We start from the raw sequence: 17,467 nt of genomic DNA, 5'->3' as shown, positions 1-17,467 counted from the left end.
CAATGACGCCCTTGCGCCGTCCGCTGGACACGCTGGCCACCAGCGTGATGCTGCTGCTGTGCGTCTGCTGGGGGTTCCAGCAGATCGCCATCAAGCTGGTGGCCGCCGACATTTCGCCCATCATGCAGGTCGGGCTGCGCTCGACCTTCGCCGCGCTGGTGCTGGCGGTGGTGGTGTGGCGCGCCGAAGGCGCGCGGGCGCTGCGCGACGGCACCCTGGGCGCCGGCCTGCTGGTAGGCCTGCTGTTCGGGCTGGAGTTCCTGGCGGTCGCGCAGGGGCTGGTCTACACCACGGCCTCGCACATGTCGGTGTTTCTGTACACCGCGCCGATCTTCACCGCGCTGGGCCTGCACTGGCGCATGCCCGAAGAACGCATGGCACCCCTGCAATGGGTGGGCGTGGCGGTGGCCTTTGGCGGCATCGCCGTGGCCTTCCTGGGTAACGGCAAACCGCAGGCCGGCGGCAGCGACATGCTGCTGGGCGATGCGCTGGGCTTGCTGGCCGGGCTGCTGTGGGGCGCCACCACGGTGGCGATCCGCCGCACCGCGCTGTCGGAAGCCGCGCCGTCCAAGACCCTGTTCTACCAGATGGCGGCGGCCGCCGTGCTGCTGCTGGGCTATGCCGCGGCCACCGGCAACGCCGGCATCCGCACCACGCAGGCGGCCATCCTCAGCGTGGCGTTCCAGTCGGTCGTGGTGGCGCTGTCCAGCTACCTGGCGTGGTTCTGGCTGCTGCGCCGCTATCTCGCTTCGCGCCTGTCCATCCTGTCGTTCATGACGCCGCTGTTCGGCGTGTCGTTCGGCGTGCTGATCCTGGACGAACCGCTGGACGGCGCCTTCGTGATCGGCGCGGTGATGGTGCTGGCCGGTATTTCGCTGGTCAGCGGCGCGGGCTTGCTGCGCGAGAAATTGCGGCGCCCGCCGCGGGCCTGAGCCGTGCCGCTGTCTAGCCCGGCGCGCGCGCCGGGCTTTTCTTTGCGCCCAGGTTCAGCACGATCAGCGCGGCCCCCGCCAGCACCAGCGCAAAGCCCCACCAGTCGGCCGGCGCCGGGCGATCGCCCACCAAGGCCATCGCGCCCAGCACCCCCACCACCGGTACCATCAGGGTGGTCAGGGCCGCGACCGTGGCGCTGACCCGTTCGCTCAGCACGAACCACAGCCAATAGGCCACCGCCGTGCCCAGCACGATATGAAAGGTCAATGCGGCCGCCACCCGGCCATCCCAACCCTGGAGCGGAAACGACTCGCCGGCCAGCAGCACGCCGGCCAAGGCGCAGGCCGCGCCCACCGCCAACTGCCAGGCCGTGATGACGATGCGGTGGCCGCTCACCGGCCAGCGCTTCAGGTAGACCGTGCCGGCGGCCCACCCGAAGGCGGCGGTGAGCGGAAACACCAGGCCGCGCGCGGCGGCCAGGTCATGTTCTGCGAAAACGGCGCGCAGCACCGGCCAGGCCAGCACCGCCACCCCGGCCCCGCCCAGCAGCAACGCCAGCCCGCGGCGGCGGTCCAGGCGTTCGCCCAGCACGGCCCAGGCCAACAGCGCCGACATCATCGGCATGGTGAAGGTCAGCACCGCGGCGCGCGACGTGCTGGTGCTGAGCTGCGCCCAGGCCACCGCCAGGTTGAACACCGCCACGGCCAGGATGCCCCCGACCACAATGCCTGACCACGCGTCGCGGGGCGGCAGCAGGGGCAGCCGCTTGGCGCGCGCCAGCGCCAGCAGCAGCAAGGCCCCGCTGCCCAGACCCAACAGGCGCAGGGTGAACGGCGGGCAGATCGACAGCACGATCTTCACCGCCGGCCAGTTCAGGCCCCAGAACAGGGCCAATGCCACGGGGATCAGGCGCACGCGGCCTTTTCCCGGGCAATCAGGTCCGCCAGGCCTTGGCGCTGGCCGCCTTCGGCATCGAAGTTGTCCGGGCTGAGCCAGCGTTCGTAGGCGGCGCGCAAGGCCGGCCATTCGCTGTCGATGATCGAGAACCAGGCCGTGTCGCGGCTGCGGCCCTTGTACACCGTCGCCTGGCGGAAGATACCCTCGAACTGGAAGCCCAGGCGGGCGGCGGCGGCGCGCGACGGGCCGTTCAGGCTGTCGCACTTCCATTCATAGCGGCGATAACCCAGCTCGTCGAAGGCGCGCCGCATCAGCAGGAACTGCGCCTCGGTCGCAATGCGGGTGCGCTTGAGCAACGGCGAAAACGCCACGAAACCGACCTCGATGGCGCCATTGGCCGGATCGATGCGCATCAGCGACAGCGAGCCGATGGCACGGCCGGTGGCCAGATCGATGACGGCATGATGCATCGGGTCACTGGCGGCATGCGCCTGGGCCTGTTCGGCAAACTTGCGGTAAGCCTCGGCATCGGCAAAGGGGCCGACGCTCATGTACGTCCAGTCCCTGCCGTCCGGCGCCTGGCTGAAGGCCTGGAACAGATCGGCCGCGTGGCGCTCGGCCGACAAGGGTTCCAGCCGGCAGTAGCGGCCCTCGATGGGCGTGACCGGCGGGCGCGGGCGCGGCGTCCAGTCAGTCAGGTCGGGGCCGACGGGTTGTTGGTGAGCATTGACGCGGGGTTGCATGCTTGCTGAGCCTCATCCAGGTTGGAAAACGCCGCCGGCGGTGGCGACGCAAGCCGGGCCGCTGCATGGTGGCAAGCGGCCCTGGCATGCCCTCACGATAGCCAAATCGTGGCATGATAAAAAGCACCACGACCCCTGAATTTAATAGAGCCATGATAGACGGTGCCGGTTTGTTGTCCAGCCCCCTGGCGCGCGGGCCCGGCGCGCTGCCGCGCCAGCGCCAGCTGATCCAGCGCCTGAAGCAGGCCATCCTGGCAGGCCAGTTGCCGGCCGGCGGCAAACTGCCCGCCTCGCGCGTGCTGGCCGACGAGCTTGCCATTTCGCGCAATACCGTGCTGATCGCCTACGAGCAATTGACGGCCGAAGGCTACGTCATTGCCGACCGCCAGGGCACCCGGGTGGCGCCCCTGTCGGCCGCGGCGGCCAGCGCCGCCAAGCAGGCCGCGGCGCCCCCGGCGCCCGCCTTTCGCACCGCCCAGCGGCTGTCGCGCATCGTCGCCACCCGCGCGCCCAACGACGGCGCGCTGCCGCTCACCCCCGGCACGCCGGCGCTGACGCAGTTTCCCATCAATGCCTGGCGCCGCGCGCAGGATCGCGCCCTGCAGGCCGCCCCCGCCGCCACGCTGGGCTACGGCCCGCCCGTGGGCGAACCGGCGCTGCGCGAGGCCATCGCCCAATACCTGCGCGTGTCGCGCGGGGTGCGCTGCGACGCCGACCGCATCGTCATCACCGAGGGCGCGCAAGGCGCGCTGGCCCTGTGCGTGCAGCTGTTGACCAACCCGGGCGACACCGCCTGGCTCGAAGAGCCCGGTTACCGCGGCGCCAAGGCCGCCTTCCACGCAGGCGACCTGAACGTGGTCGCCATGCGGGTGGACACCGATGGCATCGCCACCCCCGACGACGCCTGGGACACACAGCCCCCGCGCCTGATCCAGACCACGCCCACCCACCAATACCCGACCGGCGCGGTGCTGTCGCTGGCGCGCCGGCTGGACCTGCTGGAACGCGCCCGCCAGGCCGGCGCCTGGATCATCGAAGACGACTACGACAGCGAATTCCGCCACCAGGGCGAACCCATCGCCGCCATGCAGGGCCTGCTGCCCGACGCGCCCGTGCTGTACGTGGGCACCTTCAGCAAGACCATGTTCCCCGCCTTGCGGCTGGGCTTCCTGGTGCTGCCGCAGGCCATTGCCGGCCCGGCCATGCCGTCCATCATCGAAATGCTGCGCGGCGGCCACCGGCTGGAACAGCTGACCATGGCCGCCTTCATCGAAAACGGCCAGTTTTCGCGCCACCTGGGCCGCATGCGGCGGCTGTACCGCGACCGCCAGGCCGCGCTGCGCGACGCGCTCGCCGAACACCTGGGGGTGGACCACGAGGTGCTGGGCGGCCACAGCGGCCTGCACCTGACCGTGCGCCTGCCGCCAGACCTGTCGGACCGCGCCATCGTCGAGCAGGCCCGCAAGCTGGGCATGAACCCCAACGCGCTGTCGACCTTCGCCATCACGCCGCAGCCGCAGGACAACGGCCTGGTGATCGGCTACGGCAACACCAGCGCCGATCGTTTTCCGGGGCTGGTCAAGCAGTTGGGCAAGCTGGCGAGGGCAGCGCGCAAGTGATGCCAGAACAGCGGCAGCCGATGCTGCGGCAGCCGATGCTGCGGCAGCCGATGCTGCGGCAGCCGATGCTGCGGCAGCCGACGCTGCGGCAGCCGGTGCTGCGGCAGCCGGTGCTGCGGCAGCCGGTATGGCGGCCGCAGCAGCCCCTGCGCAGGCCGGGGTTCAGGTCTTGCTGGTCAGCAGCCTGACCGCCGCCGCCGCAAAGAACACCCCCAGCACGCCATCGATGACGCGCCGCGCGCGGGCGTAGCCGCGCGCCATGGCGGGACTGGAAAACACCACCGCGCACAGGCTGTAGAACGCCATGCCGGTCAGCGTGCACGCCACGACGATGGCCGGGGCCACCCAGTGCGGCGCGCCGGGTTTCAAGCCCAGCGAGATGATGGCGATCCAGGCCAGGATGGCCTTGGGATTGCTGATCTGCACCGCCCAGCCGCGCGCAAAATACGCCAACGCGCCCGGCCGTGCCCCGTCCGTCATCGCCGGCAGCACGTGCCGCCTGGCGGCCGAGCGCAGCGACTTCACCGCCAACCACAGCAAGTACAGGCCGCCGGCAATCTTGATGGCCACCAGCGCCCCGGCATACGACGCCAGCACCACCGACAGGCCCAGTGCCGTCAGCACGCCCAGGCTGCACGAGCCCATTGCCACGCCCAGCCCGAGCATCACGCCCGCGCGGCGTCCCGCGCTCATCGCGGTGCCCAGCGTGGCCAGCACCGCCGGTCCGGGGCTGACGGTCGCCAGCACGAACGCGGAATACGCCAGCAGCATGCCGGGCAGATACGAATGGGCGGCGTCCATCAGCGGCGAGAATCCAGCGCCATGCGCAGCGCCAGGCCGGCCAGGACCGTGCCCATAAGCCAGCGCTGCACCACCATCCACAGCGGGCGCCCGGCCAGGAAGCCGGCAATCGACCCCGCCATGATCGCGATGACCGCATTCACCGACAGGCTGACCGCCACCTGCGTCATGCCCAGCGCGATCGACTGCGTGAACACGCTGCCGTGGTCGGGCTGGATGAACTGCGGCAGCAGCGACACATACATCACCGCGACCTTGGGATTGAGCAGGTTGGTCACCAGCCCCATCGAGAACAGTGTGCGCGCGCTGCTGGGCGGCAGTTCGCGCACCTGGAACGGCGAGCGTCCGCCCGGCCGCACCGCCTGCCAGGCCAGGTACAGCAGATACAGCGCGCCGCCGAAACGCAGCGCATCGTAGGCATACGGCACCGCCATCAGCAGCACCGTGATGCCGAACGCGGCGCACAGCACATAGAACACGAACCCCACCGCCACGCCGCCCAGCGAAATCAGCCCGGCCTTGGGGCCCTGCGAAATCGAACGCGACACCAGATAGATCATGTTGGGCCCGGGCGTGAGCACCATGCCCAGGGCGACCAGGGCGAACGTCAGGAGATTGGCAATGTCAGGCATGATGAGCCGGCGCGCGCCGGACGGCAGTGAAGGGATGCGCTGCACGTTATCTGAAATCTGTATCGGAACAGCGTGTTTTTTCGATGCGCCCGTGCCGCGGCACGCGCCAGACGCGGCATCCAGGCAACACCCCGGCTGAACCCTCGCCGACAATCCGCGCTTTTTAAATGTGGACGGATGGGACGCGCGGCCGGACAGGGATAGAGTGGGTGGGGTGCTCCGCAATCCCGGAAAGGACCCCGCCCATGCCCCTGCGCAAATCGCCCGCCGCGCACAAGCCTGCCGCCATCCGTATCGGCATCGGCGGCTGGACTTACGCCCCGTGGCGCGGCACCTTCTACCCCGAAGGCCTGCCCCACGCCCGCGAGCTCGAATACGCCAGCCGCCAGCTCACCGCCATCGAAATCAACGGCACCTACTACAGCAGCCAGAAGCCGGCCACCTTCGCCAAATGGCGCGACGAGACGCCCGACGGTTTCGTGTTTTCGCTCAAGGCCTCGCGCTACGCCACCAACCGCCGCGAGCTGGCCGGCGCCGGGGAATCCGTGCACCGCTTCGTGCACGGCGGGATCGCCGAACTGGGCCCGAAGCTGGGGCCCATCGTGTGGCAGTTCGCGCCCACCAAGGTGTTCAACCCGGACGATTTCGGCGCCTTCCTGGCGCTGCTGCCCGACACGGTCGACGGCCTGCCGCTGCGCCATGTGCTGGACGTGCGCCATCCCAGTTTTGCCTGCGAGCAATACCTGGACCTGGCCCGCCGCCATGGCGCCGCCACCGTCTACACCGACAGTGAAGACTACCCGTCGCTGGCCGACCGCACCGGCGCCTTCGTGTATGCCCGGCTGATGCGCGCCAGCACCGCCTTCAAGGCCGGCTACGCGCCCAAGGTGCTGGACGCCTGGGCCGAACGGCTGCGCACCTGGGCACGCGGTGCGGACCCGTCCGACCTGCCGCGCATCGCCGCGCACAAGGCGGCGGGCGGCGCCAAGCCACAGGAGGTGTATGCATTTTTCATCAACGGCGCCAAAGAGCGCGCGCCGGCCGCGGCGCGCGCCATGATCGAACGCTTGTAACGCGGCGGGCGCCTGGCCCGCCCCGCTAGTTCGCCACTGGCGTACGCAGTGTCACGAACTCTTCGGCCGCCGTCGGGTGGATGCCGATCGTCTCGTCGAAGACCTGCTTGGTCGCGCCCGCCTTCAGGGCGATGGCGATGCCTTGCACGATCTCGCCGGCGTCCGGCCCCACCATGTGCACGCCCAGCACCCGGTCGGTCCTGGCGTCGACGATCAGCTTCATCAACGTCTTTTCCTGGGACTCGGTCAGCGTGAGCTTCATCGGGCGAAAGCGGCTTTCGAACAGCTTGATCTCGTGGCCGGCCTCGCGCGCCTCTTCGGTGGTCATGCCCACCGTGCCGATATTGGGCAGGCTGAACACGGCGGTGGGAATCAGCTTGTAGTCCACCTTGCGGTATTCCTCGGGGCGGAACAGGCGTCGCGCCACCGCCATGCCCTCGGCCAGCGCCACCGGCGTCAGCGGCACCCGGCCGATGACGTCGCCCAGCGCCAGGATCGACGGTTCGGCCGTGCGGTATTCGTCGTCGACGGCGATGAAGCCCTTGTCGTCGAACTTGACGCCGGTGTTTTCCAGGCCCAGGTTGTCCAGCATCGGGCGGCGCCCGGTGGCGTAGAACACGCAGTCGGTCTCGATGACCGAGCCGTCCTTCAGCGTGGCGGCCAGCACGCCGTCGGCGCGCTTGTCGATGCGCGCGACGTCGGCATTGAAGCGCAGGTCGATGCCCTTCTTGGTGAGCTCGTCGCGCAGGTGTTCGCGCACCGCGCCGTCAAAGCCGCGCAGGAACAGCGGGCCGCGGTAGACCTGGGTGGTCTGTGCGCCCATGCCATTGAAAATAGAGGCGAATTCGACCGCGATGTAGCCGCCGCCCACCACCAGCACGCGCTTGGGCAGCGCCGGCAGGAAAAAGGCCTCGTTCGAGGTGATGGCATGTTCCTTGCCGGGAATGTCCGGCACCTGCGGCCAGCCGCCGGTGGCCACCAGGATGTTGGCCGCGGTGTACGACTTGCCGTCGACCTCGACCGTGTGCGGGTCTTTGATGCGGGCGTGGGCTTCCAGCAGTGTCACGCCGCTATTGACCAGCAAATTGCGGTAAATGCCGTTAAGACGCTGGATCTCGCGGTTCTTGTTGGCGATCAGCGTGGCCCAGTCGAAGCGGGGCTGGCCGGCGGTCCAGCCAAAGCCGTGCGCCTGTTCGAAGTCTTCGCTGTAGTGGGCGCCGTAGACCAGGAGCTTCTTGGGCACGCAACCCACGTTGACGCAGGTGCCGCCCAGGTAGCGGCTTTCGGCCACGGCCACGCGGGCGCCGAAACCGGCCGCAAACCGCGCCGCGCGCACGCCGCCCGAGCCCGCGCCGATCACAAACAGATCAAAATCGAATGCCATGGAATTTCCTTCGCTGCCGCCTTGCGGGGCCGCGTTCACTGTCCGGGAAACCTGTATTTTGCACCACGCTCCCCCCAGACGCGCCCAAAGCCCTGCACCTTGGGATACATTGGCCGCCAGGGGCGACGCCGCCGCCCCCCTACTCTGGAGCAAGACCCATGTCGCTCGAAACCTGGCTCGCCTTCCTGGGCGCGTCCGCCCTGCTGGTGATGCTGCCCGGCCCCACCATCCTGACCGTCATCAGCTATTCGATCACCCATGGCAAGCGCGCCCGCCTGCCGCTGGTGCTGGCCGTGGCGCTGGGGGATTCCACCGCGCTGGCGCTGTCGCTGCTGGGCGTGGGCGCCCTGCTGTCGGCATCGGCGTTCTGGTTCACCGTGGTCAAGACCGTCGGCGGCCTGTACCTGCTGTACCTGGGCTTCAAGCTGCTGCGGGCCGGCGTGGCCCCCGCCACGCTGCCGCAGGCCGGCGCCGCCGGTTCGCGCTGGAAGCTGTTCGCCAACACCTACCTGGTGACGGCGCTGAACCCCAAGGGCATCATCTTCTTCGTGGCCTTCCTGCCCCAGTTCATCAACCCGACCGGCGACGTGACGCGCCAGTTGTGGACGCTGTCGGCCACCTTCGTGGTCTGCGCCGGCATCAACGCCACCGTGTACGCGCTGTTCGCGGACTCGGCGCGCCGCCTGCTGGCTTCGCCGCGGGCGCAGCGCGGCTTCAACCTGGGCGGCGGCGCGCTGTTGTCGGTCGCGGGCATCTGGGCCTTGCTGGCGCGCCGCGCCGCATAGCCCCCCTGACAGGCCCGGCGGTCGGCGTCCATGGCGCCGCCGCCTGCCCACAAGGCCGCCCTGGGGCCACGCCGCTCGTCAGGGCAACGCCGCCGACACGGCCTCCGGGTCCAGCCCGTAACGCCGGATCGCATCCGCCGCCTGCTCGGGCGACAAGACCCCGTCATCGGCCAGCGCCTTCAAGGTCGCCAGCACGATGTGATGCCGGTCCACCTCGAAGAACGCCCGCAGCGCCTGGCGCGTATCCGACCGGCCAAAGCCGTCCGTCCCCAGCGTGACGTAGCGGCGTCCCGCCAGAAAGGGGCGGATCTGCTCGGCCACCGTCTTCATATAGTCGGTCGCCGCCACCACCGGCCCGGCCGTATCGGCCAGGCAGCTTTGTGCGTAGCCGCGCCGCGCCGGGTCCAGCGGATGCAGGCGGTTCCAGCGTTCGGTTTCCTGGCCGTCGCGCCGCAGCTCGGAATAGCTGGTGACGCTCCAGACGTCGGCGGCCACGCCGTAGTCCTGCTGCAGCAGCTCGGCCGCGGCCAGGGTCTCGGCCAGGATCGCCCCGCTGCCCAGCAACTGCGCACGCACCTCGCCCGGCCCGCCCTCGCGCAGCCGGTACATGCCCTTCAGGATGCCGGCTTCGGCGCCTGCGGGCAGCGGCGGATGCGCGGTCTTCTCGTTGATCAGCGTCAGGTAGTAGAAAACGTCTTCCTCTTCCTGGTACATGCGGCGCAGGCCGTCCTGCACGATCACCGCGATCTCGCAGGCATAGGCCGGGTCGTAGGCGATGCACGACGGAATCACCGAGGCCAGCACGTGGCTGTGGCCATCGTCGTGCTGCAGCCCTTCGCCTTCCAGCGTGGTGCGGCCCGACGTCGCGCCCAGCAGGAAGCCGCGTGCGCGGATATCGCCCGCCGCCCAGGCCAGGTCGCCCACCCGCTGAAAGCCGAACATCGAATAGAAGATATAGAACGGAATCGTCGCCACGCCGTGCGTGCTGTAGGCCGTGGCCGCCGCGATCCATGACGACATCGCGCCCGATTCGTTGATGCCTTCCTGCAGGATCTGGCCGCGGCGGTCTTCGCGATAGACGCTCAGCTGGTCGGCGTCTTGCGGCGTGTACAGCTGGCCCACGTGCGAATAGATGCCCACCTGGCGGAACATGCCGTCCATGCCGAAGGTGCGCGATTCGTCGGGCACGATCGGCACCACCTTGGCGCCGATGTCCGGGTCCTTCAGCAGTTGCGCCAGGATGCGCACGAACGCCATGGTCGTGGAAAACTCGCGCCCGTCGCTGCCCTTCAGGTGCGCGGCAAACGCGGCCAGCGCCGGCATGGCCTGCGGCCCCGGGCCGGCGGGCCGGCGCGGCAGGTGGCCGCCCGCGCGCTGGATGCCCGCGTCGAAATAGGCCTGCTCGGCGCTGCCGGGCGCCGGCTTGATGTACGGAATCTCGGCCAGCCGGTCGTCGGCCACCGGGATGCCGAAGCGGTCCCGAAACGCCCGCACCGCCGGGTCCGCCATCTTCTTTTGCTGGTGGTTGGTATTGGCCGCCTCGCCGGCCGCCCCCATGCCGTAGCCCTTCACCGTCTTGGCCAGGATCACGGTGGGCTGGCCGCGATGCGCCAACGCCGCGGCGTAGGCCGCATGCACCTTGACCGGGTCATGCCCGCCGCGGTTCAGCGCGCCGATCTCGTCGTCGGACAGGTGCGCCACGCGTTCGAGCAGCACCGGGTCCGCGCCGAAGAAATGTTCGCGCACATAGGCGCCGCCGCGCGCCTTGAACACCTGGTATTCGCCGTCCACGCACTGCATCATGCGGCGCCGCAACCGGCCGTCGTGGTCCTGCGCCAGCAGCGCGTCCCAGCCGCTGCCCCACACCACCTTGATCACATTCCAGCCCGCGCCGCGGTAGACGCTTTCGAGTTCCTGGATGATCTTGGCGTTGCCGCGCACCGGGCCGTCCAGCCGTTGCAGGTTGCAATTGACCACGAAGATCAGGTTGTCCAGCTTTTCGCGCCCGGCCATGGCCACCGCCGCCAGCGTTTCGGGCTGGTCCTGTTCGCCGTCGCCCAGAAAGCCCCAGACCCGGCGGCCTTGCACGGGGATCAGTTCACGGTCTTCCAGGTAGCGCATGTAGCGTGCCTGGTAGGCCGCCATCAGCGGCCCCAGCCCCATCGACACCGTCGGAAACTGCCAGAACCCCGGCATCGTGCGCGGATGCGGGTACGAGGCCAGCCCGCCCCCGCCGATCTCGCGCCGGAAGCGGTCCAGTTCGTCTTCCGAGATGCGCCCTTCCAGGTAGGCGCGGGCGTAGATGCCCGGCGCCGAATGCCCCTGGATGTACAGCATGTCGCCCAGGTAATCCGGCGTGGCCGCGCGAAAAAAGTGGCGGTAGCCGGTTTCGTACAGCGTCGTCGCCGAGGCGTACGTGGCAATGTGCCCGCCCACGCCCGAGGTCTTGCCGGCGCGCAGCACCATCGCCATCGCGTTCCAGCGCAGGTAGGCGTCCAGGCGCGATTCGATGCCCACGTCGCCCGGAAACGGCGCCTGCCCCGCCACGCCGATGGAATTGACGTAGGGCGTGACACCCGGCGCGGCGTAGCCGCCCAGGCGCTCGCGGTCCTGGTTGATCAGTTGGTCCAGCAGGTAGTGCGTGCGCGGCAGGCCTTCGTGGGCCAGCACGGCCTGCATCGCGTCCAGCCATTCCCGGGTTTCCTGCGGGTCGGCGTCGATCGGATCGATCTCGGTTTCCATGGGCATGCTCCTTTGGGGAAAGCGGCGCCACGCCGGAACGCGCCGGCGCCTTCATTTCATATCGTGAATTGCATTTGCATAATGTGCAATTGCAATCGTATGAAGGTTCCCAAACAATTGCAAGTGCAACTGTTAAGGGATTTGCCGGCCGCCGCCTCTACAATCGCGACAGCAGAATCTCCAGACAAGGAACGACCGCATGGCCACGGGCAAGCCCGACGCGTGGAGCCTCTTTCTGACCGCGCATGCATTGGTGGTGGAAGAGATCGAAAAAAGACTGTCCGCTGCCGACCTGCCGCCGCTCGCGTGGTATGACGCGCTGTGGGCGCTGGAACGCGCGCCGCAGGGCACCGCCCGCATGTTCGAGATGGCCGAACGCATGGTCATCGCGCGCTACAACCTGACGCGGCTGATGGACCGCATCGAAGCCGCCGGGCTGGTCGAACGGTTCCGCAGCGACGAAGACCGCCGCGCCACCTACGCCCGCATCACGCCTGACGGGCTGGCGCTGCGGCGCAAGATGTGGAAGATCTATGGACCCGCGATCGACGAGCTGTTCCTGTCGCGGCTGCCGCAGGCGCAGCAGGACGCCATGGCCGAACAGTTCCGCGGCATCGCCAGGCATGTGCGGGCGCTGACCAAGAGCACGGTCGAGTAACGCGGCGGCATCGCCTGCCTGTCGCACCATCGTGGCGCCGCCGCCTGGCGCAGACCCGCACACCCAAGGAGATCCCCCGCATGACACCCCGCCCGCCCCTGCACATCGGCATCGTCGCCTGTTCGGCAGAAGGCGCCGCGCTGTGCTATCGCACGATCTGCGCCGAAGGCGCGCAGCAACTGGGCCCGCATGCCCACCCCGAGGTCTCGCTGCACACCCATTCGCTGGCCGACTACGTGGCCTGCCTCAACCAGGGTGACCTGGCCGGCGTGGGCGCGCTGATGCGGTCGTCGGCCGGCAAGCTGGCGCGCGCAGGGGCCGACTTCCTGATCTGCCCCGACAACACCATTCACCAGGCGCTGGGCCACGTGCTGCCGCAATCGCCCCTGCCCTGGCTGCACATCGCCGAAGAAGTCGCCTTGGAAGCCGCCCAGCGCGGCTTTCGCCGCATCGGCATCACCGGCACGCGCTGGCTGGTGGACAGCCCCGTCTATCCCGACAAGCTGGCGGCCCAGGGCCTGGAATGCGTGCGGCCATCCGAATCCGACCGCGACCTGCTGGCGCGGATCATCATGGACGAACTGGTCTATGGCGATTTCCGGCCGGCGTCGGTGGCGTTGCTGCAAGACGTGGTGACGCGGCTGCGCGACGCCGGCTGCGATGCGGTGGTGCTGGGCTGCACCGAACTGCCGCTGGTGCTCAACGACGGCAACTGCGCGCTGCCGACGCTGGATTCCGCCCGCATCCTGGCCCGGGCCGCGCTGCGGCGCGCGCTGCGGGGCGAGTGACACGGCCATTCATCGACAATGACTTCCCCCCCCTGTCGGATGACGTCAACGACGGCCCGGTCGCTTCCTGGCTGGCAGTGCACATCCCTTTCCCCTCCCCACTATGGTTGCCTCCACGCTCGTTGCCATGCTGTGCGCACACCTGTTGTGCTTTTCAGGCATGTTCTTATTGATCAGCCGTCGCCTGCCTGGCAACAGGATGGGGATGGATTATTTTGCCGTGGGCAACCTGTTGCTGGCGTCGGCCTACATCCTGCAATTGCTGGAAGGCGGCCCGGCCTGGAGCCTGATGAGCGTGGTCAACCACATTCTTACGCTGGCTGCGCCGATCGCCTACTGGCTCGGCGCGATGCGTTTCTTCGGGCGCCAGGTTCCGCTGTGGCGTCCGTTGATCGCCTTTGCGGCGGCCTACGGCCTGGCGCAATTGCTGGTGCAAGGGAACGCCGGCCCCGCCGCCCGCTACGCCATGCTGGCGGCGATGGCGACCGTGCTGTTCTTTGCCATGACCCTGACCGTGATCTACGGCGTGCGCACGTTCGCCAAGGACCTGTACGGCGAAATGATCTTTTTCTCGCTGCTGATCGGCGGCATCTGTGTCCTGAACGCGCTGAAGTTCATGAAGATCGTGGACGATGGCCTGGATGCCCTGCACATGGACAGCCGCTTCCAGATGATCTTCTATATCTATATGTCGACCCTGGCCACCATCGTGCCGCCCGCCATCGTCTGGCTGGTGCTGCGGCGGCTGACAGACAGCCTGCGCAATATCGCGGCGCGCGACCCCATGACGAACTTGCTCAATCGCCGAGGGCTGGTGGATGCGCTGAAGCAGTACTTCAACGCGCGACAGGCCGCGCCGGCCTGTTTGCTGCTGCTGGATGTGGATCATTTCAAGCGCATCAATGACACCTACGGCCACCAGGCCGGGGACGAGGTCATCTGCCAGGTGGCGGATCTGCTGCGTGCCACCGTGCGTCGCGGCGACCTGACCGGTCGTATCGGCGGGGAAGAATTCGTGGCCATCTTGCTCGATGCCGACACGGACGGCGTCATGCTCCTGGCCGAGCGCCTGCGTGCCAACATTGAAAACCAGGCCATCAAGGTGGCGGGATCCGACCAATCGCTGCGCTGCACCGTCACCATCGGGATTTCGCCGCACTTCCATGGCGTGCAGGGGCTGGAAGACGCCCTGCGACAAGCCGATTCCGCGCTCTACCGCGGCAAGGCGGCGGGCCGCAACCGGATCGAATGGGCTGACGCCACCCCTGGCCTTTCAGCCCAACGCGCTGAACCGGCCATCATGGCGTAAGCGGCGGGTTCGAGGCAGCCAAGCCGTCCAAGGCTGCCCTGAAACCCGCTCCTGTCCGCTCTACCGCTACGTGCGCGGTGCCTCGTCCTCGGCTTCCTGACGCGCTTCGAGTTCATTGCCCAGCACCTCGGCCGAATCGTCGGTGCTGGATTCCGACACCAGGGGACGGCGGGTGTGCCCTGCCGCCCGGGCGTTGCCGCCCTCGTCGGGCCGTTCGGCCTGCACGGCCACATTGGCCGGCGGCGCGTAGCCGCGCTTGTCCTGCCCGAAGTACACGACCGTGTGCGGGTACGGCAGCTCGATGCCGGCGGCGTCGAAGTGCTTCTTGAGCAAGCGGTTGTAGCCGCGCTGCACGGCCCACTGCATGCCCGGCGTGGTCTTGATCAGGATGCGGATGGTCACGCCCTTGTCGTTGACGGCCGTGACCCCGGCCACCGTCATCTCTTCCAGGATCTCGGGTCCCAGCACCGAATCGGTCATCAGCTCGGCAAACGCCGCGCGCAGATGCTCGATGGCGTCGTCCACGCTTTCGCGGTGCGCGATGGTGTATTCGCCCAGGTGGTACGAGAAGTCGCGCATGTGGTTGGCCACCACGTCCACCGACGAAAACGGCACCAGGTGGTAGCCGCCGTCCAGCGTACGTATGCCCACGGACCGGATGGTCATCTTCTCGACCGTGCCGAACACGCCCGCGACCTGCACCACGTCGTTCTCGTTCATGCCGTTTTCAAGCTGGATGAACACGCCGGTGATGATGTCCTGCACCAGCTTCTGGGCGCCAAAACCGATCGCCAGGCCCACCACGCCCGCGCCGGCAATCAACGGACCGACGTCGATGCCGATCTGCGACAGCAGCACCATCAACGTCATCGTCACGATGACGATCAGCGCCGCATTGCGAAACAGCGCCAGCAACGTGCGTTCGCGCGCACTGGGCATGCCCCGCCCTTCCCGCTGGCTCAGGCGGTGCTCGATGATGCTGGCGATCACCGTCCAGGCCAGCGCCGCGATCAACAGCACGATGACGATATTGAGCGTCACCTTGATCGCCGCGCCCCCGGCGTCCGACGCCAGCCAGCGCGACAGGTCAAACGCGTGCCAGGCATCCAGGATCAGCAGCACCGCCACGATGCGGATGATCCAGCCCACCAGCTTGAGCAGCGCCGGCACGTAGGCGTTCACCCGCGCCTCCAGCAGCGGCAGGCGCTGGCGCAGGTCGTCGGACAATCGAATGGGCTTGGCCAGGATGGCGTTCAGCAGCAGGATCAAGAGGCTGCTCACCCCGATCACCAGCAGCGTCTGCGCCGTGGCCCGGGCCATGAAAGGCAAGGCATTGGTCGGATCGACCTGGCTGACCACCAGCAAGATGGTGAAGTAGCCGATGCCCAGCACGTGCCATATGCGCGACAGGAAATGCAGCCGCGCCCCCAGGAACGTGGCCACCCCCGCGGCGCGGCGATCCAGATGCTCGCGCACCGCCTGGCGGTTCTGCCAGATGGTGCGCACGGCGTATACATAGACCGCCAGCATGATGACCATGCCGGCCAGCCGGCCCAGCGCCGGCGACAACGCGGCCGCCATCACCGGATCGATCAGCAGCGTGCCGTAGCCCGCGGCCGCCACGATGCGCACCAGCCAGCCATTCCAGTACTTGGCGGACGCATCGGCCATCGGCAGGAGCCGCAGATGCGGGTGCCGCACCGCGAACACCGTGCGGATCACGACCTTGATGATTTCCACCGACAAGAAGGCCCGCAGGAAGACGGCGGCCAGCGCGTCCAGCGTGCCGCGTCCCGGCGTGCCCCACAGGGCGGCCGCACCGCCCGCCATCGCGGCCAGCAGCACCACCCCCACGTCAATCGCCAATGCCCCCACGATCGCGCCCGCGCGCCGGCCCAGCACCCGGATGGGCAGTGGCGTGCCGCGCGCGGACGCGGCGGCTGGCTTGCTGCCGTGTTGCGCCACCCAGTGGTCGATGCGCGTGTAGATGCGCATCGCGATCAGGCGTAGCAGCAGGAAGGCGATGATCGTCGCCGCCGCCGCCAGCAGCAGCGGCATCAAGGCATGGCTCGCCGTGCCGCTGTCCATGCGCAGGCTGCGCCCCGAGGCCAGCGCCACCATGTCGTCCACGCCCTGGCCCATGTCGGTGGCCACACCGGTCAGGAAGCGCTGCACGTCATCGGCCATGCGCTGTTGCAATCCGGGCGTTGCCGGCGCGGGCCTGGCTTGCGCGTCAGCGGAACGCGCTGCGGCGGGGTCGGCGCCGGCTGCCTGCGCGCGCAGCGCATCCACCAGGGCCTTGCGCGCATCGGGGTTGTCCAGCAGGTCGGCCAGCGCGGCGGGGGACAGCGTGCCGGGAGAAGCGGTGTCGGCAGGCGCCGAGGCTGCCGGCAACAGCGGCGTTGCCGCCCGGGCGTCCGCCTGCCACGACAGGGCCACGCAACTCAGTATCAGCGCCAGCAGCAACGCCGGCCACGGCCTGCCTCGCCTGCGCCGCCAAAGACTGGCGGCATATGGGCGAAACGGGAAAGCGATCGATACTATCGTTGCGGATAGAACCACTAATACATCTCCTCTGGGAACAGGATAATTCGGGCCGCGAGAGCCCGGCGACAGTCACTATCTTGCCAGACTACGATTTCAGAGCGCTTCAATTCCGCCCGAAAAACACTTTCAGACATTTTTCACGACGGCCGCGACGTACCGATCCGCCTGCCTTCGCAGCCCCCTCGCGGTGCCTGCCTGCACCGCTCAGGTTTCCCTGGCGTGATTCACCGTGTACTTCGGAATATCGATCGTCACGTCCTCTGCCCCCACGATGGCCTGGCAGCTCAGGCGCGACTGCGGTTCGACCCCCCAGGCGCGGTCCAGCAGGTCTTCTTCGCCTTCCTCCACCGCATTGAGCGCATCAAAGCCCTGGCGAACAATGCAGTGGCAGGTCGTGCACGCGCGGCTTTGCTCGCAGGCGTGCTCGATCGGAATTCCGTGATCGAGCAGGGCCTCGCACAGCGATACCCCGGCCGGCACGTCCAGCACGGCGCCGGCCGGCGCGAGGTCGGGATGGGGAAGAACAGTGATTTTTGGCATGGTGACGCCCCTGGCG

Annotated in this window: 15 protein-coding genes; 7 read left to right on the top strand and 8 right to left on the bottom strand. The window is 68.5% G+C overall.

Going from position 1 to position 17,467, the window contains the following annotated elements; genetic code table 11:
* Positions 1-2 precede the first annotated feature (2 nt).
* Positions 3-932: a DMT family transporter gene (locus ACUDP5_RS10425; protein WP_263911711.1), complete on the top strand. Its 930-nt coding sequence runs from the start codon at positions 3-5 to the stop codon at positions 930-932.
* A 13-nt stretch (positions 933-945) separates the two neighbouring features.
* Here ACUDP5_RS10425 and ACUDP5_RS10420 read toward each other — a convergent pair whose 3' ends face one another.
* Entirely contained in the window at positions 946-1,848 is a 903-nt protein-coding gene (locus ACUDP5_RS10420; RefSeq protein ID WP_445658697.1) for a DMT family transporter, read from the bottom strand.
* Positions 1,839-2,573 carry a GNAT family N-acetyltransferase gene (locus ACUDP5_RS10415; protein ID WP_445658696.1) on the bottom strand — a complete coding sequence of 245 codons (735 nt, stop codon included), beginning with the start codon at positions 2,571-2,573 and terminating at the stop codon, positions 1,839-1,841. The genes ACUDP5_RS10420 and ACUDP5_RS10415 overlap by 10 nt, the downstream gene beginning before the upstream one ends.
* A gap of 113 nt (positions 2,574-2,686) precedes the next feature.
* On the opposite strand from ACUDP5_RS10415, the gene pdxR reads away from it, so the two are divergent.
* On the top strand, positions 2,687-4,192 hold the full coding sequence (gene pdxR / locus ACUDP5_RS10410) for a MocR-like pyridoxine biosynthesis transcription factor PdxR (protein WP_445658695.1): 1,506 nt from the start codon (positions 2,687-2,689) through the stop codon (positions 4,190-4,192).
* Positions 4,193-4,354: 162 nt separating this feature from the next.
* Here pdxR and ACUDP5_RS10405 read toward each other — a convergent pair whose 3' ends face one another.
* Complete coding sequence (locus tag ACUDP5_RS10405; RefSeq protein WP_445658694.1) at positions 4,355-4,993, bottom strand: LysE family translocator; 639 nt, start codon at positions 4,991-4,993, stop codon at positions 4,355-4,357.
* Complete coding sequence (locus tag ACUDP5_RS10400; protein ID WP_263911705.1) at positions 4,993-5,625, bottom strand: LysE family translocator; 633 nt, start codon at positions 5,623-5,625, stop codon at positions 4,993-4,995. The genes ACUDP5_RS10405 and ACUDP5_RS10400 overlap by 1 nt, the downstream gene beginning before the upstream one ends.
* Positions 5,626-5,870: 245 nt before the next feature.
* Between ACUDP5_RS10400 and ACUDP5_RS10395 the strand changes: the two genes are divergently transcribed.
* The gene (locus ACUDP5_RS10395; protein ID WP_263911703.1) at positions 5,871-6,698 is read left to right on the top strand and encodes a DUF72 domain-containing protein; all 828 of its coding nucleotides are present in this window, start codon (positions 5,871-5,873) and stop codon (positions 6,696-6,698) included.
* A gap of 25 nt (positions 6,699-6,723) precedes the next feature.
* On the opposite strand, the gene gorA is transcribed toward ACUDP5_RS10395, so the two are convergent.
* Positions 6,724-8,082 carry a glutathione-disulfide reductase gene (gorA, locus tag ACUDP5_RS10390; RefSeq protein WP_263911701.1) on the bottom strand — a complete coding sequence of 453 codons (1,359 nt, stop codon included), beginning with the start codon at positions 8,080-8,082 and terminating at the stop codon, positions 6,724-6,726.
* Positions 8,083-8,240: 158 nt separating this feature from the next.
* On the opposite strand from gorA, the gene ACUDP5_RS10385 reads away from it, so the two are divergent.
* A complete protein-coding gene (locus ACUDP5_RS10385) occupies positions 8,241-8,867 on the top strand; it encodes a LysE family translocator (RefSeq protein WP_263911699.1) in 627 nt (208 codons plus the stop codon).
* A 78-nt stretch (positions 8,868-8,945) separates the two neighbouring features.
* Here the strand turns inward: ACUDP5_RS10385 and aceE are convergent, their stop codons facing one another.
* On the bottom strand, positions 8,946-11,609 hold the full coding sequence (aceE, locus tag ACUDP5_RS10380; RefSeq protein ID WP_445658693.1) for a pyruvate dehydrogenase (acetyl-transferring), homodimeric type: 2,664 nt from the start codon (positions 11,607-11,609) through the stop codon (positions 8,946-8,948).
* A 199-nt stretch (positions 11,610-11,808) separates the two neighbouring features.
* On the opposite strand from aceE, the gene ACUDP5_RS10375 reads away from it, so the two are divergent.
* From ACUDP5_RS10375 to ACUDP5_RS10365, 3 genes are all read left to right on the top strand, one after another.
* Positions 11,809-12,267: a MarR family transcriptional regulator gene (locus ACUDP5_RS10375; protein WP_263911697.1), complete on the top strand. Its 459-nt coding sequence runs from the start codon at positions 11,809-11,811 to the stop codon at positions 12,265-12,267.
* 80 nt (positions 12,268-12,347) lie between these two features.
* Positions 12,348-13,055 (top strand): aspartate/glutamate racemase family protein, encoded by a 708-nt coding sequence (locus ACUDP5_RS10370; protein WP_445658692.1) that lies wholly within the window; start codon positions 12,348-12,350, stop codon positions 13,053-13,055.
* A 103-nt stretch (positions 13,056-13,158) separates the two neighbouring features.
* Complete coding sequence (locus tag ACUDP5_RS10365) at positions 13,159-14,364, top strand: GGDEF domain-containing protein (RefSeq protein WP_263911695.1); 1,206 nt, start codon at positions 13,159-13,161, stop codon at positions 14,362-14,364.
* 66 nt (positions 14,365-14,430) lie between these two features.
* Here ACUDP5_RS10365 and ACUDP5_RS10360 read toward each other — a convergent pair whose 3' ends face one another.
* Both ACUDP5_RS10360 and fdx read right to left on the bottom strand, forming a co-directional pair.
* A complete protein-coding gene (locus tag ACUDP5_RS10360) occupies positions 14,431-16,803 on the bottom strand; it encodes a mechanosensitive ion channel domain-containing protein (protein WP_445658691.1) in 2,373 nt (790 codons plus the stop codon).
* A 312-nt stretch (positions 16,804-17,115) separates the two neighbouring features.
* The gene (fdx, locus tag ACUDP5_RS10355; RefSeq protein WP_263911694.1) at positions 17,116-17,451 is read right to left on the bottom strand and encodes an ISC system 2Fe-2S type ferredoxin; all 336 of its coding nucleotides are present in this window, start codon (positions 17,449-17,451) and stop codon (positions 17,116-17,118) included.
* Between the last annotated feature and the right edge of the window lie 16 nt (positions 17,452-17,467).

It is taken from the genome of Achromobacter sp. NCFB-sbj8-Ac1-l (assembly GCF_052695805.1).
Note: the sequence above shows the minus strand (reverse complement) of the source record. Positions and strands in the feature narration are given on the sequence as shown.